This window comes from uncultured Christiangramia sp. (genome assembly GCF_913046405.1).
GTDB lineage: Bacteria > Bacteroidota > Bacteroidia > Flavobacteriales > Flavobacteriaceae > Christiangramia > Christiangramia marina.
In genome coordinates, this window is the sequence record NZ_CAJWRQ010000010.1 from 27,584 (window position 1) to 47,941 (window position 20,358).

A 20,358-nucleotide genomic window follows, 5' to 3' on the forward strand; every position below is an offset into this window, starting at 1 on the left:
TTGTAGCAAAGATACTATAATTATGAGCCGCAATTAAATTCAGCAAGAGGTTTCGAGACGCAAAAAATCTATACAAATGCAAGGGATTAGAACGAAATCGAGGAGTTTGTTTTTGAAAATACCTTTTATCTATTTGAACCTTTACAAGTCTCAATACATTTTGAAATACATCTCCTATATAAGCCAGCAATCGCATATACTTAAAGATGCAGATATGGAAACATTACTCAACAGTAGCAGAAAAAATAATGCTGCGAGTGATGTTACTGGATTACTAATTTCATATCAGGGACTTTTCATCCAATATATAGAAGGAGAAGCCTCAATAGTAGACAATCTCTTTCAAAGAATATAAAGGCCCCGAGACACCATTCAATTGTAGAAATTTCTTCCGATTTTCTTGAGTACCGCCAATTTAAAAACTGGTCCATGGCTTTTCGTAAACTTAGCAGTAAAAAGGCGGAAGCAATCTTAGGTCACAGAGACTTGGACAGAAATGCCATTATAGAAAGTGATAAAATGGAAGGCAAACATCCTGCTTTAAAATTGCTCGATTCTTTTTTAAACAATCTTCAGTAAAAAAAAAGCTGCGAAGTTTATCTTCACAGCTTTCTATAGTTATTTTAATCCTAGACAGCTAGATCTCGCGATCCTTGTCAAATCCTTCCAGGTATTGAGCCACACGCTGAACGAACTGACCTCCAAGGGCGCCGTTCACCACACGGTGATCATAACTGTGAGAAAGGATCATCTTATATCGTATTCCAATAAAATCACCATCAGGAGTTTCGATCACCGCTGGCATTTTACGAATTGCACCAAGAGCAAGAATACCTACTTGTGGCTGATTGATAATAGGAGTTCCCATGATACTTCCAAAAGTCCCCACGTTGGTTACCGTATAAGTACCTCCCTGGATATCGTCCGGTTTCAATTTATTTTGTCTTGCGCGATTAGCCAGGTCATTCACCGCCTTGGCCATCCCAACAAGATTAAGCCTGTCTGCATTTTTGATCACTGGAACGATCAAATTACCATCTGGAAGTGCCGCAGCCATTCCAAGGTTAATATTTTTCTTCTTGATTATTTTAGAAGCATCTTCATTTACCGAAATATTCACCAACGGGAAATCACGAATTGCTTTCGCCACAGCTTCCATAAAAATTGGAGTAAAAGTTAACTTCTCTCCTTCTTTCTTCTGAAATTCATTTTTATGTTTATTTCTCCAGTTCCAGATATTTGTAACATCTACTTCAATAAATGACTGTACATGTGCAGATTTCTGAACGCTGTCCACCATATGATGTGCGATCATTTTACCCATTCTGCTCATCTCGATGATCTCATCTTCCCCGCTAACTACAGGTTCCAGCTGACTGGATACTTTCTTATCCAGACCTTTAGATTCGACAGCTTTTGGGGCTGACTCCGCCGCTACAGTATTTCCGCCTTTTTTCCTGTTCTCTACGTACTCTAAAATATCATTTTTGGTAACCCGCGAATCTTTCCCGGTTCCATTTATAGAATCAAGTTCAGAAAGTGAAATCCCTTCTTCCTTCGCAATATTTTTTACTAGTGGAGAATAGAATTTATCAGAATCTGAATAATCTTCGCTAGTTTCTGCGGAAGCAGTTTGTTTGGCGGTTTCAACAGATTTAGAAACTTCGGCTGCTTCAGCAGGAGCTGCTTCTTCTTCCTGTTCTTCTGAAGAAGAATCTTCATCACCATCGGTTTCAATAATAGCGATCACCTGACCTACTTTTACCACATCATCAGCTTCGAAAAGTTTTTCCACAAGGGTCCCGTCAACTTCTGAAGGGACTTCACTATCAACTTTGTCTGTAGCGATCTCAAGTACCGGCTCATCCATCTCAATAGTATCTCCAACTTCCTTAAGCCAGCTTGTTATGGTTGCCTCTGCAACACTTTCACCCATTTTTGGTAACTTCAATTCAAATTTTGCCATATCGTTAAATCAGATGCGATTTTTATTATTCAGGTTGCGAATTTAATCAAATTAACACTTATTAAATATTAAAAAATCAATAAAATTGAATTATACTGATATTCTTTCAAACAAGTATCTGTGTCAAACTCCCGCTAAAATTACAATTTCAACAACGCAATTGAAAAAGATTCAGATAATTTTAGCTACTTAATATAATTAGTTTCTAGGCCAGTTCTAGCTTTTAAGGCTGTTTTCAAAAGGAATTCTATTCGTAATACTTCTTCCTAAGGTCACCTCATCTGCATATTCCAGTTCATCTCCTACAGAAATTCCTCTGGCGATCGTAGAGGTTTTGATTCCGATTCCTTCCAGTTGTTTGAAAATATAGAAGTTCGTTGTATCGCCTTCCAGTGTGCTGCTCAATGCAAATATGATCTCCTCGATCTTCCCTTCTCTAACCTTTTCAATCAAAGCTTTAATCGTTAACTGTGAAGGTCCAACCCCATCCATAGGACTTATCTTTCCTCCAAGCACATGATAATGCCCCCGATACTGCCCGGTATTTTCAATGGCCATCACGTCGCGAATATCTTCGACCACACATACAATTTCTGAAACACGATTTGGATTTGCACAAATCTCACAAAGCTCGGTATCGCTAATATTGAAGCAATTGCTACAAAGCTTTATATTCTCGCGAAGATCGAGCAGGGATTTTGAAAGCCTGGAGGTCTGCTCCTCCGGTTGCTTCAGTAAGTGAAGCACCAGTCTTAACGCTGTTCGCTTTCCTATTCCCGGCAACTGAGACATTTCGTCTACTGCCTGCTCCAGTAATTTTGATGAAAAATCCATACGCGAATTTATGATTTTTTTGTTGCATGAAATTAGCTTCAGCTTAATTTGTAAATTGCCCGCTTTAAAGAAAAATTATGCAGCCATACCAGGTACTAATTCTAATCGCCGCCTATTTTGCAGTACTTATTCTTATTTCCTACTTCACTGGAAGAGGAGGCAGTAATGCTGAATTTTTCAAAGCGAATAAACAGGCTCCCTGGTATCTGGTAGCTTTCGGAATGATTGGCGCCTCACTGAGTGGGATCACCTTTATTTCTATCCCCGGCACGGTTGAGACTGACTCCTTTAGTTACTTCCAGGTCGTACTTGGATACACAGTTGGATACGCAGTGATCGGGCAGGTTTTACTTCCACTCTATTATAAGCTTAATCTTACCTCCATATATACTTATCTAGATACCCGATTTGGGAATGCTTCGTATAAAACAGGTGCTTCTTTTTTTCTGTTAAGCCGTGTTGTTGGTGCAAGTTTCAGACTATTCCTGGTGGCAAATGTGCTACAGCTTATCGTATTTGATGCGTTAGGTGTTCCATACTATATTACGGTTTCTATCACCATACTGCTCATCTGGCTGTATACCTTTAAAAGCGGAATAAAGACCATCGTCTGGACAGATACCCTGCAAACATTCTTTATGCTGCTTGCGTTGGGGATCACCATCTATTTTATTTCTGAAGATCTCGGGTTCTCTGTAGCAAATCTCATGAATTATTTAGCTGAAAGTGAGCATTCCCAGATCTTCTTCTTCGATGATTGGAAGAGCAAAGATCACTTTGTAAAACAGTTCCTTTCAGGAGCATTCATCGCTATCGTTATGACCGGTTTGGATCAGGATATGATGCAAAAAAACCTTACCTGTAGAAGCCTGAAGGATGCCCAGAAAAATATGTTCTGGTTTACCATCGTTCTTGTTTTCGTAAACTTCTTATTTCTGGCTTTGGGAGTTCTCTTAACCGACTATGCCGATTTGAATGGTATTACCGAAACTAAAGATAAATTATTTCCTGCCATTGCCGCCAGCGGTAATCTAGGTTTTGCCGTGGCAGTTTTCTTTATTCTGGGACTTATTGCTGCCGCTTATTCCAGTGCAGACAGCGCTCTTACAAGTTTGACAACCTCTTTCAGTATCGATATCCTTGATATTGAAAAAAAATATGATGAGAAGAAACAGATCAGGATCAGAAAGCAAATTCATATTGCGATTTCCGTTCTTTTAATTCTGGTAATGCTGGTCTTTAAATATGCGATCGCAGATAAAAGTGTGATCAACAAATTGTTTCAGTTTGCTGGGTACACCTACGGGCCCTTGCTTGGTTTGTATGCCTTTGGACTTTTTACGAAGTGGCAGGTAAAAGATAAACTAGTGCCGATAATTGCGATTCTTGCTCCGGTACTTTCTTATATCATCAGCGTAAACAGTCTTGCCTGGCTTGGATTCGAATTTGGATTCTTTATCCTGATTCTGAATGGTTTTCTAACTTTCTTAGGATTAATATTGCTGAGAAGAAAGTAGTACCAGCGTACAGGCATTTTCGAAGTAGATATTATTCTTCCGAAGCAAGGTGTAAAGCTCAGGGTTTTCAGTTCCAGGGTTGAAGATCACTCTCTTTGGATTCAGCGAAATGATATAATCGTAATATTGTTCCTGCCTTTTCGCATTAAGATATAAGGTAATGGTATCTATATCTTCAAAATCTTCCATTTCTGTATGGATCTTTACACCATCCACCGTCCCCTCTCTAAGACCAATTGCCACAGTGGGTTGTTTAAATCTTACAAGCTTATTAATAGCAAGATGGGAATATCTATTGGGTTTCAAGGAAGCACCCATAACCAGTGTTTTCTTCTTCATAATGGTAAAGTAAATAAATTTTACTGTAACAATCTCCAGATAGATCAGTCTTTAAATTGAGGACCGGCCCTTTGTGGTATCATCGAATTAATTATGATGGTTAGTGTTAATGACTATGATATCACAAACCTGCGTTCATCTTATTGATGAGCGCAGGTTATTTTTAAAAAATTGTAACAAGATAATTTTTTGGTCGTCTTATAGGTAGTATCATCACATTTTGCAATCCATGGCTTCATCTATTATGTATTGCAAGGTAATATGTTATAATTAATCATCTAATCAATCAAAAAATGAAACAGTTTATTCTATGCTTATTTTTAGGCTTTTTATCAATTGCAAATGCTAAAACCGATCCCAATGGAAATGTTTCCGGAACCATCATGGATGCTGAACTCCAGGAAGCGATCCCCTATGCCACGATCATCATCAATAATACTGAAGGTGAACTTGTTACCGGTATCACTTCAGCTGAAGACGGTAGCTTTATTGTAGAAAATCTGAAGCCCGGAACCTATGAATTAAAGGTGCAATTCATAGGCTACAAGACTTTCCGTAGAGATATTGTGATCGAACAGCGAAGAACCAATATTGAAATTGGGACTCTTTACCTTGAACCCGATGTAGCTATGCTCGATGAAACTCTTGTGGTTGCTGAAAGGACTACCATCGAACAGCGAGTGGATCGCAAAGTGATCAATATCGGGAAAGATCTTATGACAACCGGCGCCAGTGCTTCAGAAATTATGGTAAATATACCATCTGTGAATGTAGACCAGGATGGAAATATTTCTCTTCGCGGGAATTCCAATGTACGAATTCTGGTGGACGGTAAGCCTACTAACATGGATCCTGCACAACTTCTAAAGCAAATTCCCTCCACCTCCATTAAAAGTATAGAGCTTATCACCAATCCTTCAGCAAAATACAATCCCGAAGGAATGAGTGGAATTATTAATATTGTGCTGCATAAAAATGCAAGTGATGGCTTTAACGGTAATCTAAATACCGGCATTACCTACGGTGAAAACCTGAGATTTAATGGTTCGCTCGACATGAATTATCGTAAGGGGAAATTCAATTTCTTCGGAAACCTGGGAAGCAACTTTGGCGATCGCGAAAACGGCGGAACTATATTTCTTCCCGAATCTCGAAGTCTACAGGAGTTTAAAGTTGAAAACCGAAATAATTCCTATTTATACAAAATTGGTGTTGACTTCTACCTCGATGACAATAATACCTTCAGTATATATACCAATCAGAACCTTTATGATGGCGGGCCAATTGGCGCTCTGAGTTTTACAGATTTTGAGGAGGCTTCACGAAACTTTCGCCAGTTTCTGGATGTAAATTACGATAACGGTAATGCCAGCTATAACTTCCTTTTTGATCACGATTTTAAAAAAGATGGTCATGAGATTCAGTTCGAGGCAGATTTCAATGATTATAACGGAGATGAAATTGCAGATATTGACTTTGCGGAAAATGATCTTCAGTTAATCCCTTATATCGATCGGGTATTTGAAGACCGAAGAAATTTTATTTCCAACATCGACTATACCAATCCATTAAATGATGTTTCCCGGCTGGAACTTGGTGCAGAAGCCAGGTTACTAAAAACTGAAAATGATTATAATACTACCAATCCGCAATTTACCAATGGCGACTATATCTATGATCGTGATATCCTGAGTTTATATTCGACTTTCGGTCAGAATTTTGAAAAATGGAGCTACCAGGTTGGTGCCAGGCTGGAGAGCTATCAGGTGACAGCAGATTTCCAGGGTGAACGAGTCTATGAAGATGACTATCTTACGGTCTACCCTACAGGCTTCCTGAACTTTACTCCAGATGATAAAAATACTTACAATTTAAGTTATAGCAGGAGAGTTGACAGACCAGGTTTCAGCCAGATCAACCCGATTCGGGAAGTGTCGTCTCCAAGACTTATCGTTGCCGGAAATCCTGAGCTGGATCCACAATTCACCAATTCATTCGAGTTTAATTATACTCGAAAATTTGAACGCAAGGGAAGCCTTAGCGCAGGTGTTTTCTTCCGAAGAACCGTAGATGAAATTAATCAGATTTTCACAGAGTTGGATAATGAACCTGGCTCGCTGTTTCTAACATTTCAGAATTCTGGAGATGCAGATATGTATGGCTTAGAATTCTCAAGCAACTACAAATTCACAAAATGGTGGAGTACCAACTCCGGTTTTGAGATTTATGAACAAACCTTTAGCGGACTGGTAGGTGCTGAATTTACTGAAATAGATAATACTGCCTTTACTTTTAGAACCAGTCATAACTTTAATGCCACAGAGGCTCTTTCTTTTTCTGCATTTGGTTTTTACAGAAGCAAAATGAAATCACTCCAATACGACATTGATCATATGTATTTTATAAATCTTGGAGCACGGTACAGCTTCCTCGAGGATAACCGCGCAACTGTAAGTCTTAATTTTAATGATGTTTTTGACACTCAGGAATTCAATATCCTGGCCGGAAGACCTTTTGATCAGGTTGGACGATTTAAAGGAGAAACTCAAACCGTGTACCTTGGAGTTTCTTATAGATTTGGCGGTGGAAAGAACCGTAGTCTCCAGCGTAAGGACCGGGATAAGGATAATGACGGTGGCGGAATGTTTTAATTTTGTTTTAGCCCAAATAAAAAAGCCTGAAGGATTTCTTCAGGCTTATTCTATTTATTCGAATGTACTAGGCTTTTACCGCATACATTTTCTCTCGTTGTTCTTTAATAGTTTTGTCGTTCATATATTCATCAAAACTAAGATACCTGTCTATCACTCCTCCAGGAGTCAATTCGATCACACGGTTTGCAAGCGTTTGGGCAAATTCATGATCGTGTGTTGTAAACATCACTGTACCTTTAAAGTTCTTAAGCGAATTATTAAAAGCAGTAATAGATTCCAGGTCAAGGTGGTTAGTAGGTTCATCCAGCATTAGAACGTTCGCTCTTATCATCATCATCCTACTTAGCATACATCTTACTTTTTCTCCTCCAGAAAGAACTTTACAGGTTTTCAGGGCTTCTTCACCACTAAACAACATCTTTCCAAGGAATCCACGAATGTAAACCTCTTCACGCTCTTCTTCTGTTTTCACCCATTGCCTTAACCAGTCTACCAATGTTAGATCTGACTCAAAATACTCTGAGTTATCTGCTGGCAAATAACTTTGAGAAGTGGTCACACCCCATTGAAATTTCCCTGCAACAGCATCCTGTTTGCCGTTGATGATCTCATAGAAAGCTGAAGTGGCTCTGGAGTCTTTAGAGTACACTACCACTTTATCTCCTTTGGCAAGGTTGATATTAATATTTTTGAAAAGAGTTTCTCCTTCAAGACTAGCTTCCAAACCTTCAATATTCAGGATTTGATCTCCAGCTTCACGCTCTCTTTCGAAAATGATAGCAGGATATCTTCTACTGGAAGGTTTGATCTCATCGATATTAAGCTTGTCGATCATTTTCTTTCTGGAAGTCGCCTGCTTACTCTTCGCCACGTTGGCAGAAAATCGCTGAATAAACTCCTGAAGTTCCTTCTTCTTTTCTTCAGATTTTTTATTCTGCTGTGCTCTCTGTCTTGCTGCAAGTTGGGAAGACTCGTACCAGAAAGTATAGTTTCCTGAGAAGTGATTAATTTTTCCGAAGTCAATATCAGAAATATGCGTACAAACGGAATCAAGGAAGTGACGGTCGTGAGAAACCACGATCACCGTATTGTCATAATTTGCAAGAAAGTTTTCCAACCATGTGATCGTTTCATAATCCAGGTCGTTTGTCGGCTCATCCATGATCAACACATCAGGACTTCCAAAAAGTGCCTGCGCTAAAAGCACACGTACCTTTTGTGTCCCATCAAGATCTTTCATTTGTGCATAATGCATCTCTGTCTTGATCCCAAGATTTGATAGCATGGAAGCCGCATTACTTTCAGCATTCCATCCATCCATTTCTTCAAAAGAAACCTGTAATTCACCAATTCTATCTGCATTTTCATCAGAATAATCGGCATATAAAGCATCCATTTCAGTTTTTACTGCAAAAAGAGGCTTGTTACCTCGCATTACTGTTTCCAGCACCGGGTAATCATCGTATACGTTGTGATTTTGTTCCAGAACAGACATTCTCTTTCCTGGTTCAAGATGAACATGACCGGAAGTAGGTTCAGATTTACCAGATAATATCTTTAAGAAAGTAGATTTACCGGCACCGTTGGCACCAATGATTCCGTAGCAGTTTCCCTGGGTGAATGTAGTATTCACCTCGTCAAACAAAACTCTTTTTCCAAACTGTACAGAAAGGTTTGATACTGAAAGCATAAACTATAAAAATTAATTTTTTGCAAAAGTAGCTATTATGATGCTTACTAAGAAAGATTAACGTTTTAAAAATACGTTTTAACGCACACTTAACACCGCTCCGCAGGTGCACCGAATATATTTGTTAAAAATGAAGTGACCGAAAAGCTTCATACCAATACCCATAATGAAATACTGTTATTTTCTTTCGCTTTGTTGCGCACTCATTTTCAGTGGATGTACAGGCGATTCCAAGGAGGATGGTACGATCTACCTAGGAGGCCAGATTAACAATCCGGAAACTGATTTTGTAGTGATCTCAAAAGAGAATGAGATCATTGATACCTTATTCCTGGATGCGAAGAACCAGTTTGGAAAGAACTACCCTAAACTGGAAGCTGGAATTTACACTTTTAACCACCCGCCTGAAAGCCAGATCATGTATATGGAGCCTGGCGACAGTGTTCTTATCTACCTGAATACACTTTCCTTTGATGAGTCTTTGAATTTTAGCGGTGCCGGCGCTGAAAAAAGCAATTTTCTTCTCGACATGTTTCTTAAAAATGAGCAGAATAATGACCTTATTCTTACTTATTATCAGATAGCTCCTTCAGAATTTGCACGAATCACAGACTCAATAAGACAACAACGAATCGATAAGCTGGAGACTCTTTCTGAAGACAGGGAATTTTCCGAAGATTTTCTAGAGATCGCTCACGCGAGTATAGATTATGAATATTTTGATCTAAGAGAACGATACACGTTTCTTATTAATAAATACCGCAAAGATTTTAGGGATCAGATTCCAGAAGATTTTAATAATTACCGTAAGGAGATAGATTTCAATAATCGCGAACTTCAGGACTATTACGTGTATACAAATTTTATTGATGATTACCTGAGATCCAAAGCGATCGAATACTGCACCAGATCGCATAATGAGCATAAAGATTGCTATAATATCAATTCCTATAAGAATATTGAAAGAAGAATGATCTTGATTGATTCACTTTCTAATATTGAATCGCTGAAAAATGAATTTTTAGACAGACTTGCTACGCTGGCGATCGTTAATGCTGAAAAAGTTAGCAGAATAGATTCTATATTACAGTTATTAAAAGATATCGAATACACGCATATAGACGAAGCTCGTGACCTTGCTGAAATTCAAAAAGTTTATTTAAATGGTCAATCTCTTGCTGATCTTTGGGCTATGAACACTTCAGGAAAAGAGTTAGAATATGGTGAAATTATCAACGGACCAACGGTCACCTATGCATGGTCTCTTTATGCTCCTGCGCATCATCGCTGGCAACATAATATTATTAGTTCGCTAAGAGATAAGTATCCGCAAGTGGACTTTATAGGTGTCAATGTAGACATTAACGAGCGTGAAGAATGGCTTAGGACATTGGAGACTTTCGGATACGATAAATCGTTTGAATATCAGATAGCGCGAAGACAGATTACCAAAGATTCCTATCGTAGATATCTAAATAAACTATTCTTCCTGAATAAAGATGCTATCATTGTTAAAGGCGATATTCAGTTTGGCAATACCGATTTTGAAGAGGAATTAGAAAAATTTATTGCCAAATAAAAAAGGCCACCTCACGGTAGCCCTTTGTAAGATTTTATTTAGTCTTACTTATTTCCCTTGTTATAATCTGCAAGAAATTTCTCAAGACCAATGTCGGTTAAAGGATGCTTTAATAAACCTTCAATAGAAGAAATTGGTCCAGTCATAACGTCTGCTCCAATTTTCGCACATTCTAGTACATGCATTGTATGTCTAACTGAAGCTGCCAGGATCTGTGTTTCAAATCCATAATTATCATATATAAGTCTGATGTCTGCAATAAGGTTCAAACCATCTGTTGAGATATCATCAAGTCTTCCAATAAAGGGTGAAACGTAGGTAGCTCCAGCTTTTGCAGCTAAAAGTGCCTGCCCAGCTGAAAATACTAGCGTACAATTTGTCTTAATTCCTTGGTCACTAAAGTATTTCAATGCTTTTACACCTTCTTTGATCATTGGAATCTTAACCACGATTTGGTCGTGCAGTTTTGCCAACTCCTCACCTTCCCTGATCATTCCATCAAGATCGGTTGAAATTACTTCTGCACTTACATCACCATCTACTAGCTCACAAATCTTTTTGTAATGCTCGATAATATTGTCCTTCCCGGTAATGCCTTCCTTAGCCATAAGCGAAGGATTGGTAGTTACACCATCCAGCACACCTAAAGCCTGCGCTTCTTTGATTTGATCCAGATTCGCTGTATCAATAAAAAATTTCATAGTTGTATAGAATTAATTGTGTTGTTTAATTTTTAAAAGCTCCTCAAAATTACAATTTATAATGCTTCATAAGCATTTTCTCGTAAAGTTTGTCTGGCAGTAACGCCTTTAGCATGATAGACACTTTTTGCAACATTTCTCCTACCCGATAGTGCACTTTTGGCTCTGGATCCTTAATAATTTTTAAGATTGCCTTTGCCATTAGTTCCGGATCCAGCCCTGCACTAACATGTTGATTCATAAGATCCAGTGTTTCGCCATATACTTTCTTATAAGGTGAAGTTGGTAAAACGGGAGCATGGTATCTTCCAGAAGCGATATTAGTAGCAAAATCACCAGGAGCTACATTGGTCATTGTAATTCCGAACTGAGCGATTTCCATACGGTAAGCTTCAGCAGTAATTTCCAGAGCACTTTTAGTTGCAGAATATATTCCACGATATGGTAAGCCCATATAACCAGCAATACTGGTGACATTAATGATAAGACCAGATTTACGATCACGCATATAAGGCAACACGTTTTTAATCATTCTAAGCGGACCGTAGTAATTGGTCTCAAAAGCCTTCTTGATCTCTTCTTCCGGAGTTTCTTCTAGAGGGCCGGTAATACCGACTCCTGCATTATTAATCAAAATATCCAACCTACCTTCTCTGGCGATAATATCTTCAACAGCCAGCTTAATAGTATCTTCCCTGGTTACGTCTAACTGTAAAAATGTAAAGAGCTCACCATCAGACTTCTGAGGCGAACGTGAGGTTCCATAAACTTTAAAATGGTGCCGACTAAGATAATTTGCTATCGACATACCAATTCCTGAGGAAGCGCCGGTAATAAGAACGATTTTTTCTGAAGAATTCCCCTTTTTCATACCGCAAAAATATGCAATAAATTTTAGGACTTTGTAGAAACAAAAAATGGCAAGCGACCCACATCACACCGCTACGACCGCCTACCCTTGCTGCGTTCCCGCCCTGGGGGATTCAGCAGGAGCTGGTTGTGTGGGACTTGCCGGTGCAAATATACAATCTTTGTAACTTTTCGCAAGCTTTTTTTATCCTGAATTGGTTAATTTAGCTCAGTATTCAAGCCTATTTTGACATGAAAAAATTTAACTTCCTGTTACTCTTTATTTTAAGCATATTTATTTTTTCCTGCGGAAGCAATAACGGAAATAAAAAATCTGACTTTTCTCTGAATATTTCTGAAAAGAAAAAGGAATTCAGCCAGAACGAAATTCTGAAAGCTAGTATATCTAGTAAGGAAAACAAGAATTTTGATTCGGTCGCTTATTTTATAGGTACAATGCGTCTTGCATCTGGCAACACTTCAGATCTGTCCATTGAACTAAACTCAGTTTTACTGGGAAACCAGGAACTCATTGCAGTAGTATATTATGATTCCACAAAGGATACTCTTCAGAAGTCGATAAGAATAATGAGTGCAAAAGCTCCAAAAGTTTATACCTACGAGATAGTTAATACGTATCCACATCAAACTGATGCATACACACAGGGACTTGAGTTTCATAACGATACTCTTTACGAAAGCATTGGACAATACGGCAAATCAAAATTGCGCAAAACCAAATTGGAAACTGGCGAAGTGTACAAAGAGATAAGCCTGGAAGATGAATATTTCGCTGAAGGAATCACAATTTTAGACGACCGTTTATTACTATTAACCTGGCAAGAAGGTCAGGGATTTATCTATGATCCAAAAACTTTTGAAAGGCAAGGCACATTTGCGTACAATTCCAGTAAGGAAGGATGGGGTTTATGTAACAACGAGGAGAAAATATATAAAAGTGATGGGTCTGAGAAGATCTGGATCCTTGATCCTGAAACTTTGGCTGAAAAAAGCTTTATACAGCCAACTACCAATACTGCTATTAAATCAAAATTTAATGAGCTGGAATGGGTGGATGGACTTATCTACGCAAACACTTATCAATTTCCCAGTGTTGCGATGATCAATCCTGAAAATGGCACCATTGAAGGAATTATCAATTTTAAAGGACTACAGGATAAACTGGGTAACAAAGATTCTTTAGATCCAAATAATGATGTTCTTAACGGGATCGCCTACAATGCTGCGACTGGAAAACTGTATGTTACCGGTAAAAAATGGGACACACTATTTGAGGTAAAAATCATGGAGAAATAATGTCTGTAAACTCCGAAGTATATAAAAAATACCTTACTGTTTCAGAAGATGATCTGGACGATCAGCAGCATGTCAACAACGTGCGTTATGTGCAATGGATACAGGATATAGCACAGGAGCACTGGGAAACCAGAGCTTCCGAAGAGCAGAAAGTAGGCTTTGCATGGGTTGTGGTAAGACATGAGATCGATTACAAAATGGAAGCTCTTCTAAATGATGAAATCCTGCTAGAGACAAGGATTATCGATACTACGCATGTGACATCAGTGCGGGAAGTGGCGATTAAGAATAATAATTCCGGGAAACTGCTGGCGAAGGCTAAAACTACCTGGTGCCTGCTAGATCAAAAAACAAAGAAACCGCAGCGCATTTCTGATGAGCTCAAGGAGATATTCCAGTAAATACTGAGAAAAGGTTAATTTTCTTTTCATTTGACTTTCAAACTTCTTAAACTTTGTCTAATCTTTTCTGTTTATTAACAAACATCTCTTTATTGCTGAAAAATAATATCATGGAGATCGTCAAAATAATATTGCAGGTAATCGTTGGACTTGGAATTCTTAATGTCTGGTTACTTCGATTTAATAGTAAAACCAGCTATAGAGGGGGTAACGCCGGTAATATGAAGGAAGAATTTCAGGCTTATGGCCTGCCCGAAATAATGGTTTACATCGTAGGCTTTATCAAAGTAGCTCTGGCCATTGCCCTACTTGCCGGAATCTGGCTGGAATACCTGGTGGATCCTGCAGCGATCGGGCTAGCTGTTATGATGCTGGGGGCAATCATCATGCACCTTAAGATAAGCGATCCTTTCAGTAAAAATATACCTGCGATCATTGTACTGCTTATGTGAATCGCTATATATTTTCTATAAATTAAAAAGCCATTCTTTCGAATGGCTTTTATTATCTAAATCCAAAAGGTCTTACATTTTAAATAATGGAAGATCTTTCATCATTGTATTCACTTCGCTTTTAACTTTAGCCAATTCTTCATCACTCTCAATATTAGTGATGACTCTATCGATAAACTCAACGATTTTTAGCATATCCTGCTCTACAAGACCACGTGTGGTCACTGCCGGAGTTCCAATTCGAATTCCTGAGGTTACAAATGGTGATTTATCATCGAAAGGCACCATGTTCTTATTCACGGTAATATCTGCTTTACTAAGCGCCTCTTCTGCTTCCTTACCACTTACACCTTTATTTCTAAGATCGATAAGCATCATATGATTATCTGTCCCTCCAGAAATTACCTGGTAATCCTTATCCACGAAAGCTTTAGCCAGCTCTTTTGCATTTTTCTTTACCTGCACTGTATAATGAAGAAATTCATCTGTAAGAGCTTCTCCAAAAGCGATCGCTTTTGCAGCAATGATATGCTCTAAAGGCCCACCCTGGTTTCCTGGAAAGATCCCCGAATTTAGTAAAGCCGACATTTTCTTTAGATTTCCATTTTTAAGCTTCTCTCCAAAAGGATTGTCGAAATCCTTCCCCATCATGATGATTCCACCACGGGGACCACGAAGCGTCTTATGTGTAGTTGAAGTTACAATATGACAATGCTCTATAGGGTCTGAGATCAAACCTTTGGCAATTAATCCTGCCGGGTGCGCGATATCAGCAAGTAGAATTGCGTCAACACTATCAGCTATTTCCCTGAATCTCTTATAATCTATTTCACGACTGTAAGCAGATGCTCCGGCAATGATCATTTTTGGCTTCTCCTTCTTTGCAATTTCAGCAACTGCGTCATAATCGATCAACCCGGTTTCCTTATCAACCCCGTAAAATACAGGATCATATAATTTTCCGGAGAAATTAACCGGAGAACCATGCGTTAAATGCCCACCATGTGAAAGGTCAAAACCAAGAAACTTATCTCCTGGTTTTAAACAGGCATGGAATACTGCTGTATTTGCCTGGGAACCAGAATGCGGTTGCACGTTAGCATATTCAGCATTGAACAATTCTTTTAATCTGTCGATAGCAAGTTGCTCTACCTGATCTACGATTTCACAGCCGCCATAATATCTTTTACCTGGATAGCCTTCAGCATACTTATTTGTAAGTACAGATCCTGCTGCTTCCAACACGGCGTCACTTACAAAATTTTCACTCGCAATTAGTTCCAAACCATTCAACTGGCGATCTTTTTCCTTCGCAATTAAATCAAATATCTGGGTGTCTTTTTGCATCACAAATTTTTAAGTTAAATATTCGGTAAAAGTAAGAAATACATTCGGTTAATTACAGGAAAATAATATATTTGAGACAACTAGATTTTAACAAAAAACCAACATTTTTTATGTCAATTACCGCTAATGATCCAAATAGAAAAACCTGGTTGGATATTCCTGGCGATACCGATTTCCCTATTCAAAATATTCCGTTTGGAGTGTTCCTTACTCGTGATGATATCATTACCATTGGAACCAGAATTGGTGATTACGCTATAGACCTTGGTGCTCTGCATCAACTGGGATATTTTGAAGGTATACCGTTGACAGACGATATATTCCTGCAAGATACTCTAAACGATTTTATTTCTGACGGAAAGAAAACCTGGAGACTGGTTAGAAACCGAATTGCTGATATTTTCGACGCTGATAATGCTAAGCTGAAGGATAACCAGGACCACAGAAATACTGTTCTATTCACACTGGATGAAATTGAAATGCAAATGCCTGTACAGGTAGGTGATTACACCGATTTCTACAGCTCTAAAGAACATGCGACCAATATTGGTACAATGTTCCGTGATCCAGACAATGCATTGCTTCCAAACTGGCTGCATATTCCCGTTGGATATCATGGAAGAAGTTCTTCTATTATTCCTTCGGAAATTCCTGTACATAGACCACAGGGCCAAACAAAACCAGCAGATTCAGACGAACCTGTATTTGGTCCATCACAACGAGTGGATTTCGAATTGGAAATGGCTTTTATTACCACAGATGCAAATCACCTGGGAGAACCAATTCCCGTGGATGAAGCTGAAGAATATATTTTTGGGATGGTACTATTCAACGACTGGAGCGCCAGAGACATCCAGAAGTGGGAATATGTTCCACTAGGACCTTTTCTTGCTAAGAATTTTGCATCTTCCATTTCACCATGGATCGTTACTATGGACGCTTTAGAGCCATTTAGAACGGCGAGCCCGGAACCTGAAAAAGAATTATTACCATATTTAAAATACTCCGGAGAAAAGAGTTTTGATATTAATCTTGAAGTTTCCCTGCAACCTGAAGGTGGCGAGGAGAATTCTCTGTCAAAATCAAACTTTAAGTATTTATACTGGAATATGAGTCAGCAACTGGCGCATCACACCGTAAATGGATGCCCCGTGAATTCCGGTGATATGATGGCTTCCGGAACTATTTCTGGAGCTTCTGAAGATTCTTTCGGCTCTATGCTGGAACTTTCCTGGAGTGGTAGTAAACCTATCAAACTAAAAGATGGTTCAGAACGTAAATTTGTAGAAGATCATGATACAGTGATCATGCGAGGATATTGCCAGAACGAAACCTCCAGAATTGGTTTTGGCGAAGTTCGCAGTAAACTATTGCCGGTTTACGAACCAAAGAAAAAATAGGATAAAGTTTTATATCATAAGAAAAGCCCGAAGAATTATCTTCGGGCTTTTTAATTTTAAAGCAACTCGCTACTAAGCCAGTTCTTTTAATTTATCTGCTGATATTGCCTGGTGAGAAGAATGATGTACAACTTCCCTGTTCTTTAATACCACCATTTGAGGACTCTCATGTCTAACAGAAAATTTATCTGCGATTCCATTAGAAATATCCCGGTGAGCTTTCAAGTCAAGAAAATAAAGATCCACAGAGTCATTTAATTGTTGCTCATAGTCTGCTTCAAAGTTCTTTAATACCATCCTGCTAATCCCGCAAGTTGTAGAATGCTTGAAAATAGCAACCGTTTTACCTTCTGATAGTTTTTCTAACTCATCCAGTTGAGAAATTTCGGTAAGAGGATTCCATGGTATCTTGTTTTCTTTCTTTTCAGAAGTACCTTTTTCTCCGCCAAATACTTTATCGAATAATCCCATAATCTTCTTTTTTACAAAAGTAAATCTATCTAAATTTAATAAAATCAAATTCAGGTTAATTTTACTTCAGTAAAACTGCCTTTTTGTCGTTAATATTCTCGTTGAACCTGCCTTAATGTCGGTTTTTGAATTTGGTATATTGATTGACCTACTCTGAAAAACATTTAAGATGAACTTTAATAATTTTACTATAAAATCACAGGAGGCTATCCAGCAAGCTCAGCAGCTTGCTCAGGAAATGGGCCACCAACAGATAGAAAATGAGCACATTTTTAAAGCGATCACTATGGTCGACGAAAATGTGACTCCTTTTTTACTGAAAAAATTAAATATTAATATTTCTCTTTTCGGGCAGATACTGGATAAGAGTCTGGAGAGCTTTCCGAAGGTAAGTGGCGGAGACATCATGCTATCCAGGGATGCTGGAAAGACTGTGAATGAAGCTACCAGCATTGCTAAGAAAATGGAAGATGAATATGTCTCTATTGAGCATTTGATCCTTGCTATCTTCAAATCTTCCAGCAAAGTTGCTCAAATGCTGAAAGATCAGGGAGCGACCGAGAAAGGCTTGAAAGCTGCAATCGCTGAACTAAGACAGGGCGACAAAGTAACCTCTCAAAGTGCTGAAGAAACCTATCAATCTTTAGATAAGTACGCAAGAAACCTCAACAAATTTGCTGAGGAAGGAAAGCTGGATCCTGTGATTGGTCGGGACGAGGAAATTCGTAGAATTCTACAGATCCTATCTCGAAGAACAAAGAACAATCCAATGCTGGTTGGGGAACCTGGAACTGGAAAAACAGCGATAGCAGAAGGACTTGCGCATAGAATCGTAGACGGTGATGTCCCAGAAAACCTAAAAAACAAACTCATTTACTCCCTTGATATGGGAGCCCTTATTGCTGGTGCAAAGTACAAGGGGGAATTTGAGGAACGACTTAAAGCGGTTATAAAAGAAGTGACTTCCAGCGATGGTAACATAGTGTTATTTATTGATGAAATTCATACGCTTGTTGGTGCCGGCGGTGGTCAGGGCGCCATGGATGCTGCCAACATTCTTAAACCGGCTCTTGCTAGAGGTGAGTTGAGAGCCATTGGTGCTACTACACTTGATGAATACCAGAAATACTTCGAGAAAGACAAAGCGCTGGAACGAAGATTTCAAAAGGTATACGTAGAAGAGCCGGATATTGAAAGTGCGATTTCCATATTACGTGGGATCAAGGAAAAATACGAGACACATCATAAAGTACGAATCAAGGATGAAGCGATCATCGCTGCAGTAGAATTATCACAGCGTTATATCACGAACAGATTCCTTCCAGACAAGGCTATCGACCTGATGGATGAAGCTGCTTCTAAATTACGTATGGAGATCAACTCCAAGCCGGAAGAACTTGATGTGCTGGATAGAAAGATCATGCAGCTGGAGATCGAGATCGAGGCAATTAAGCGTGAGAAAGATGAAGTAAAACTCAAAACGCTACGAGCAGATCTCGCGAATCTTAAAGAAGAAAGAAATGATCTTCACGCCAGATGGATGAGCGAGAAAGATATAGTGGACAATATTCAAACACTAAAATCTGATATTGAAAATTTCAAGCTGGAAGCTGAAAAAGCTGAGCGCGAAGGTGATTACGGTAAAGTAGCTGAGATTCGCTACGGAAAGATCAAGGAAGCGCAGGAGAAGCTCGAAAAGCTACAACAGAACGTTGCCGAGAATCAGAATGAAAAATCATTAATCCAGGAAGAAGTTTCCAATGAAGATATCGCGGAAGTAGTTGCCAAATGGACCGGTATACCGGTGACTAAAATGCTTCAGAGCGATCGTGAGAAATTGCTCAAATTAGAAGATGATCTGCACAAACGTGTGGTTGGACAGGATGAAGCGATCATCGCCGTTAGTGATGCAGTTCGTCGTAGTCGTGCCGGACTTCAGGATCAAAATAGACCCATTGGATCATTCCTGTTCCTGGGAACAACCGGAGTTGGGAAAACAGAGCTAGCCAAGGCGCTTGCAGAATATTTGTTCGACGACGAATCTGCGATGACCAGAATCGACATGAGTGAATACCAGGAAAGACACTCGGTTAGTAGATTAGTTGGGGCACCTCCTGGATATGTAGGATATGATGAAGGTGGCCAACTTACTGAAGCAGTGCGTAGAAAACCTTATTCTGTAGTTTTATTAGATGAGATCGAAAAAGCTCATCCGGATACTTTTAACATTCTACTTCAGGTTCTAGATGAAGGTAGACTTACAGACAACAAAGGTCGTGTAGCAGATTTTAAAAACACCATCATTGTGATGACATCCAATATGGGAAGCCAGATTATCCAAGAGAGATTTGAAGCGATCAAGGATGTGGATGCAGCGATGGAATCTGCGAAAGTGGATGTACTTGGATTGCTGAAGCAAACGGTAAGACCGGAATTTTTGAACAGGATCGACGATATAGTAATGTTTAGTCCGCTTACCCGAAAAGACATCAGGCAAATTGTAGGCTTGCAATTGAAGGGTGTTAAGAAAATGCTCGCGAAACAGCATATAGTGCTGGATGCTACAGATGAAGCACTTGATTATCTTGCTGCGAAAGGTTTCGATCCACAATTTGGAGCCAGACCCGTGAAAAGAGTAGTACAGAGAGAAGTGCTAAACAAGCTCTCCAAGGAAATCCTGTCTGGCAGTATTAGCACAGACAGTATCATTCTTCTGGATGAATTCAATGAAGAACTGGTATTTAGAAATCAGGAAGAACTTTCAGAAAATTGATCATAAAAAAAGGGACACTATCCCGTAAAGTGTGTAAGTTCTAAATAAAGGGGTTTAACTTTTATCTA

General features: G+C 39.0%; 18 protein-coding genes and 1 other RNA gene. 10 read left to right on the forward strand and 9 right to left on the reverse strand.

What is annotated here, in order from left to right; all coding sequences use genetic code 11:
- Positions 1–76 precede the first annotated feature (76 nt).
- Entirely contained in the window at positions 77–355 is a 279-nt protein-coding gene (locus tag QZ620_RS13835) for a BLUF domain-containing protein (protein ID WP_366935419.1), read from the forward strand.
- Positions 356–429: 74 nt separating this feature from the next.
- On the forward strand, positions 430–579 hold the full coding sequence (locus tag QZ620_RS02555) for a hypothetical protein (RefSeq protein WP_295178791.1): 150 nt from the start codon (positions 430–432) through the stop codon (positions 577–579).
- Positions 580–637: 58 nt separating this feature from the next.
- Here QZ620_RS02555 and QZ620_RS02560 read toward each other — a convergent pair whose 3' ends face one another.
- Positions 638–1,966: a dihydrolipoamide acetyltransferase family protein gene (locus tag QZ620_RS02560; protein WP_295178793.1), complete on the reverse strand. Its 1,329-nt coding sequence runs from the start codon at positions 1,964–1,966 to the stop codon at positions 638–640.
- Between the two features lie 216 nt (positions 1,967–2,182).
- Positions 2,183–2,800, reverse strand: a complete 618-nt coding sequence (gene recR, locus QZ620_RS02565; protein WP_295178795.1) for a recombination mediator RecR — start codon at positions 2,798–2,800, stop codon at positions 2,183–2,185.
- A 77-nt stretch (positions 2,801–2,877) separates the two neighbouring features.
- Here recR and QZ620_RS02570 point away from each other — a divergent pair, with 77 nt between their 5' ends.
- The gene (locus QZ620_RS02570; RefSeq protein WP_295178797.1) at positions 2,878–4,317 is read left to right on the forward strand and encodes a sodium:solute symporter; all 1,440 of its coding nucleotides are present in this window, start codon (positions 2,878–2,880) and stop codon (positions 4,315–4,317) included.
- Here QZ620_RS02570 and QZ620_RS02575 read toward each other — a convergent pair.
- Positions 4,294–4,656: a CoA-binding protein gene (locus QZ620_RS02575; RefSeq protein WP_295178799.1), complete on the reverse strand. Its 363-nt coding sequence runs from the start codon at positions 4,654–4,656 to the stop codon at positions 4,294–4,296. The genes QZ620_RS02570 and QZ620_RS02575 overlap by 24 nt on opposite strands.
- Before the next feature lie 293 nt (positions 4,657–4,949).
- Between QZ620_RS02575 and QZ620_RS02580 the strand changes: the two genes are divergently transcribed.
- Positions 4,950–7,307, forward strand: a complete 2,358-nt coding sequence (locus tag QZ620_RS02580; RefSeq protein ID WP_295178801.1) for a TonB-dependent receptor — start codon at positions 4,950–4,952, stop codon at positions 7,305–7,307.
- A gap of 67 nt (positions 7,308–7,374) precedes the next feature.
- Here QZ620_RS02580 and QZ620_RS02585 read toward each other — a convergent pair whose 3' ends face one another.
- Positions 7,375–9,000 (reverse strand): ATP-binding cassette domain-containing protein, encoded by a 1,626-nt coding sequence (locus QZ620_RS02585; RefSeq protein ID WP_295178803.1) that lies wholly within the window; start codon positions 8,998–9,000, stop codon positions 7,375–7,377.
- Positions 9,001–9,166: 166 nt separating this feature from the next.
- Here QZ620_RS02585 and QZ620_RS02590 point away from each other — a divergent pair, with 166 nt between their 5' ends.
- On the forward strand, positions 9,167–10,579 hold the full coding sequence (locus tag QZ620_RS02590; RefSeq protein WP_295178805.1) for a hypothetical protein: 1,413 nt from the start codon (positions 9,167–9,169) through the stop codon (positions 10,577–10,579).
- Between the two features lie 44 nt (positions 10,580–10,623).
- Here QZ620_RS02590 and fsa read toward each other — a convergent pair whose 3' ends face one another.
- The 3 genes from fsa to ffs all read right to left on the reverse strand — a co-directional run bounded on the left by fsa (position 10,624) and on the right by ffs (position 12,294).
- Positions 10,624–11,280 (reverse strand): fructose-6-phosphate aldolase, encoded by a 657-nt coding sequence (fsa, locus tag QZ620_RS02595; protein WP_295178807.1) that lies wholly within the window; start codon positions 11,278–11,280, stop codon positions 10,624–10,626.
- A gap of 49 nt (positions 11,281–11,329) precedes the next feature.
- Positions 11,330–12,151, reverse strand: a complete 822-nt coding sequence (locus QZ620_RS02600; protein WP_295178809.1) for an SDR family oxidoreductase — start codon at positions 12,149–12,151, stop codon at positions 11,330–11,332.
- 44 nt (positions 12,152–12,195) lie between these two features.
- Positions 12,196–12,294: signal recognition particle sRNA small type (gene ffs / locus QZ620_RS02605), an RNA gene on the reverse strand.
- 87 nt (positions 12,295–12,381) lie between these two features.
- Here ffs and QZ620_RS02610 point away from each other — a divergent pair.
- The 3 genes from QZ620_RS02610 to QZ620_RS02620 all read left to right on the forward strand — a co-directional run bounded on the left by QZ620_RS02610 (position 12,382) and on the right by QZ620_RS02620 (position 14,299).
- Positions 12,382–13,446 carry a glutaminyl-peptide cyclotransferase gene (locus QZ620_RS02610; protein ID WP_295178811.1) on the forward strand — a complete coding sequence of 355 codons (1,065 nt, stop codon included), beginning with the start codon at positions 12,382–12,384 and terminating at the stop codon, positions 13,444–13,446.
- Positions 13,446–13,847: a thioesterase family protein gene (locus QZ620_RS02615; RefSeq protein ID WP_295178813.1), complete on the forward strand. Its 402-nt coding sequence runs from the start codon at positions 13,446–13,448 to the stop codon at positions 13,845–13,847. The genes QZ620_RS02610 and QZ620_RS02615 overlap by 1 nt, the downstream gene beginning before the upstream one ends.
- A gap of 110 nt (positions 13,848–13,957) precedes the next feature.
- Positions 13,958–14,299 (forward strand): DoxX family protein, encoded by a 342-nt coding sequence (locus tag QZ620_RS02620; protein WP_295178815.1) that lies wholly within the window; start codon positions 13,958–13,960, stop codon positions 14,297–14,299.
- A gap of 72 nt (positions 14,300–14,371) precedes the next feature.
- Here QZ620_RS02620 and glyA read toward each other — a convergent pair whose 3' ends face one another.
- Positions 14,372–15,646: a serine hydroxymethyltransferase gene (gene glyA / locus QZ620_RS02625; protein WP_295178816.1), complete on the reverse strand. Its 1,275-nt coding sequence runs from the start codon at positions 15,644–15,646 to the stop codon at positions 14,372–14,374.
- Positions 15,647–15,756: 110 nt separating this feature from the next.
- Here glyA and fahA point away from each other — a divergent pair, with 110 nt between their 5' ends.
- A complete protein-coding gene (gene fahA, locus QZ620_RS02630; RefSeq protein ID WP_295178818.1) occupies positions 15,757–17,046 on the forward strand; it encodes a fumarylacetoacetase in 1,290 nt (429 codons plus the stop codon).
- Positions 17,047–17,118: 72 nt separating this feature from the next.
- Here fahA and ytxJ read toward each other — a convergent pair whose 3' ends face one another.
- A complete protein-coding gene (gene ytxJ, locus QZ620_RS02635; protein ID WP_295178820.1) occupies positions 17,119–17,517 on the reverse strand; it encodes a bacillithiol system redox-active protein YtxJ in 399 nt (132 codons plus the stop codon).
- Positions 17,518–17,686: 169 nt separating this feature from the next.
- On the opposite strand from ytxJ, the gene clpB reads away from it, so the two are divergent.
- Positions 17,687–20,290 carry an ATP-dependent chaperone ClpB gene (gene clpB / locus QZ620_RS02640; RefSeq protein WP_295178822.1) on the forward strand — a complete coding sequence of 868 codons (2,604 nt, stop codon included), beginning with the start codon at positions 17,687–17,689 and terminating at the stop codon, positions 20,288–20,290.
- Positions 20,291–20,358: the final 68 nt, after the last annotated feature.

Coding starts and splice junctions, on each gene's coding strand:
- QZ620_RS13835 (WP_366935419.1), top strand. CDS start 77: ATGCAAGGGATTAGAACGAAATCGAGGAGTTTGTTTTTGAAAATACCT.
- QZ620_RS02555 (WP_295178791.1), top strand. CDS start 430: ATGGCTTTTCGTAAACTTAGCAGTAAAAAGGCGGAAGCAATCTTAGGT.
- QZ620_RS02560 (WP_295178793.1), bottom strand. CDS start 1,966: ATGGCAAAATTTGAATTGAAGTTACCAAAAATGGGTGAAAGTGTTGCA.
- recR (WP_295178795.1), bottom strand. CDS start 2,800: ATGGATTTTTCATCAAAATTACTGGAGCAGGCAGTAGACGAAATGTCT.
- QZ620_RS02570 (WP_295178797.1), top strand. CDS start 2,878: ATGCAGCCATACCAGGTACTAATTCTAATCGCCGCCTATTTTGCAGTA.
- QZ620_RS02575 (WP_295178799.1), bottom strand. CDS start 4,656: ATGAAGAAGAAAACACTGGTTATGGGTGCTTCCTTGAAACCCAATAGA.
- QZ620_RS02580 (WP_295178801.1), top strand. CDS start 4,950: ATGAAACAGTTTATTCTATGCTTATTTTTAGGCTTTTTATCAATTGCA.
- QZ620_RS02585 (WP_295178803.1), bottom strand. CDS start 9,000: ATGCTTTCAGTATCAAACCTTTCTGTACAGTTTGGAAAAAGAGTTTTG.
- QZ620_RS02590 (WP_295178805.1), top strand. CDS start 9,167: ATGAAATACTGTTATTTTCTTTCGCTTTGTTGCGCACTCATTTTCAGT.
- fsa (WP_295178807.1), bottom strand. CDS start 11,280: ATGAAATTTTTTATTGATACAGCGAATCTGGATCAAATCAAAGAAGCG.
- QZ620_RS02600 (WP_295178809.1), bottom strand. CDS start 12,151: ATGAAAAAGGGGAATTCTTCAGAAAAAATCGTTCTTATTACCGGCGCT.
- QZ620_RS02610 (WP_295178811.1), top strand. CDS start 12,382: ATGAAAAAATTTAACTTCCTGTTACTCTTTATTTTAAGCATATTTATT.
- QZ620_RS02615 (WP_295178813.1), top strand. CDS start 13,446: ATGTCTGTAAACTCCGAAGTATATAAAAAATACCTTACTGTTTCAGAA.
- QZ620_RS02620 (WP_295178815.1), top strand. CDS start 13,958: ATGGAGATCGTCAAAATAATATTGCAGGTAATCGTTGGACTTGGAATT.
- glyA (WP_295178816.1), bottom strand. CDS start 15,646: ATGCAAAAAGACACCCAGATATTTGATTTAATTGCGAAGGAAAAAGAT.
- fahA (WP_295178818.1), top strand. CDS start 15,757: ATGTCAATTACCGCTAATGATCCAAATAGAAAAACCTGGTTGGATATT.
- ytxJ (WP_295178820.1), bottom strand. CDS start 17,517: ATGGGATTATTCGATAAAGTATTTGGCGGAGAAAAAGGTACTTCTGAA.
- clpB (WP_295178822.1), top strand. CDS start 17,687: ATGAACTTTAATAATTTTACTATAAAATCACAGGAGGCTATCCAGCAA.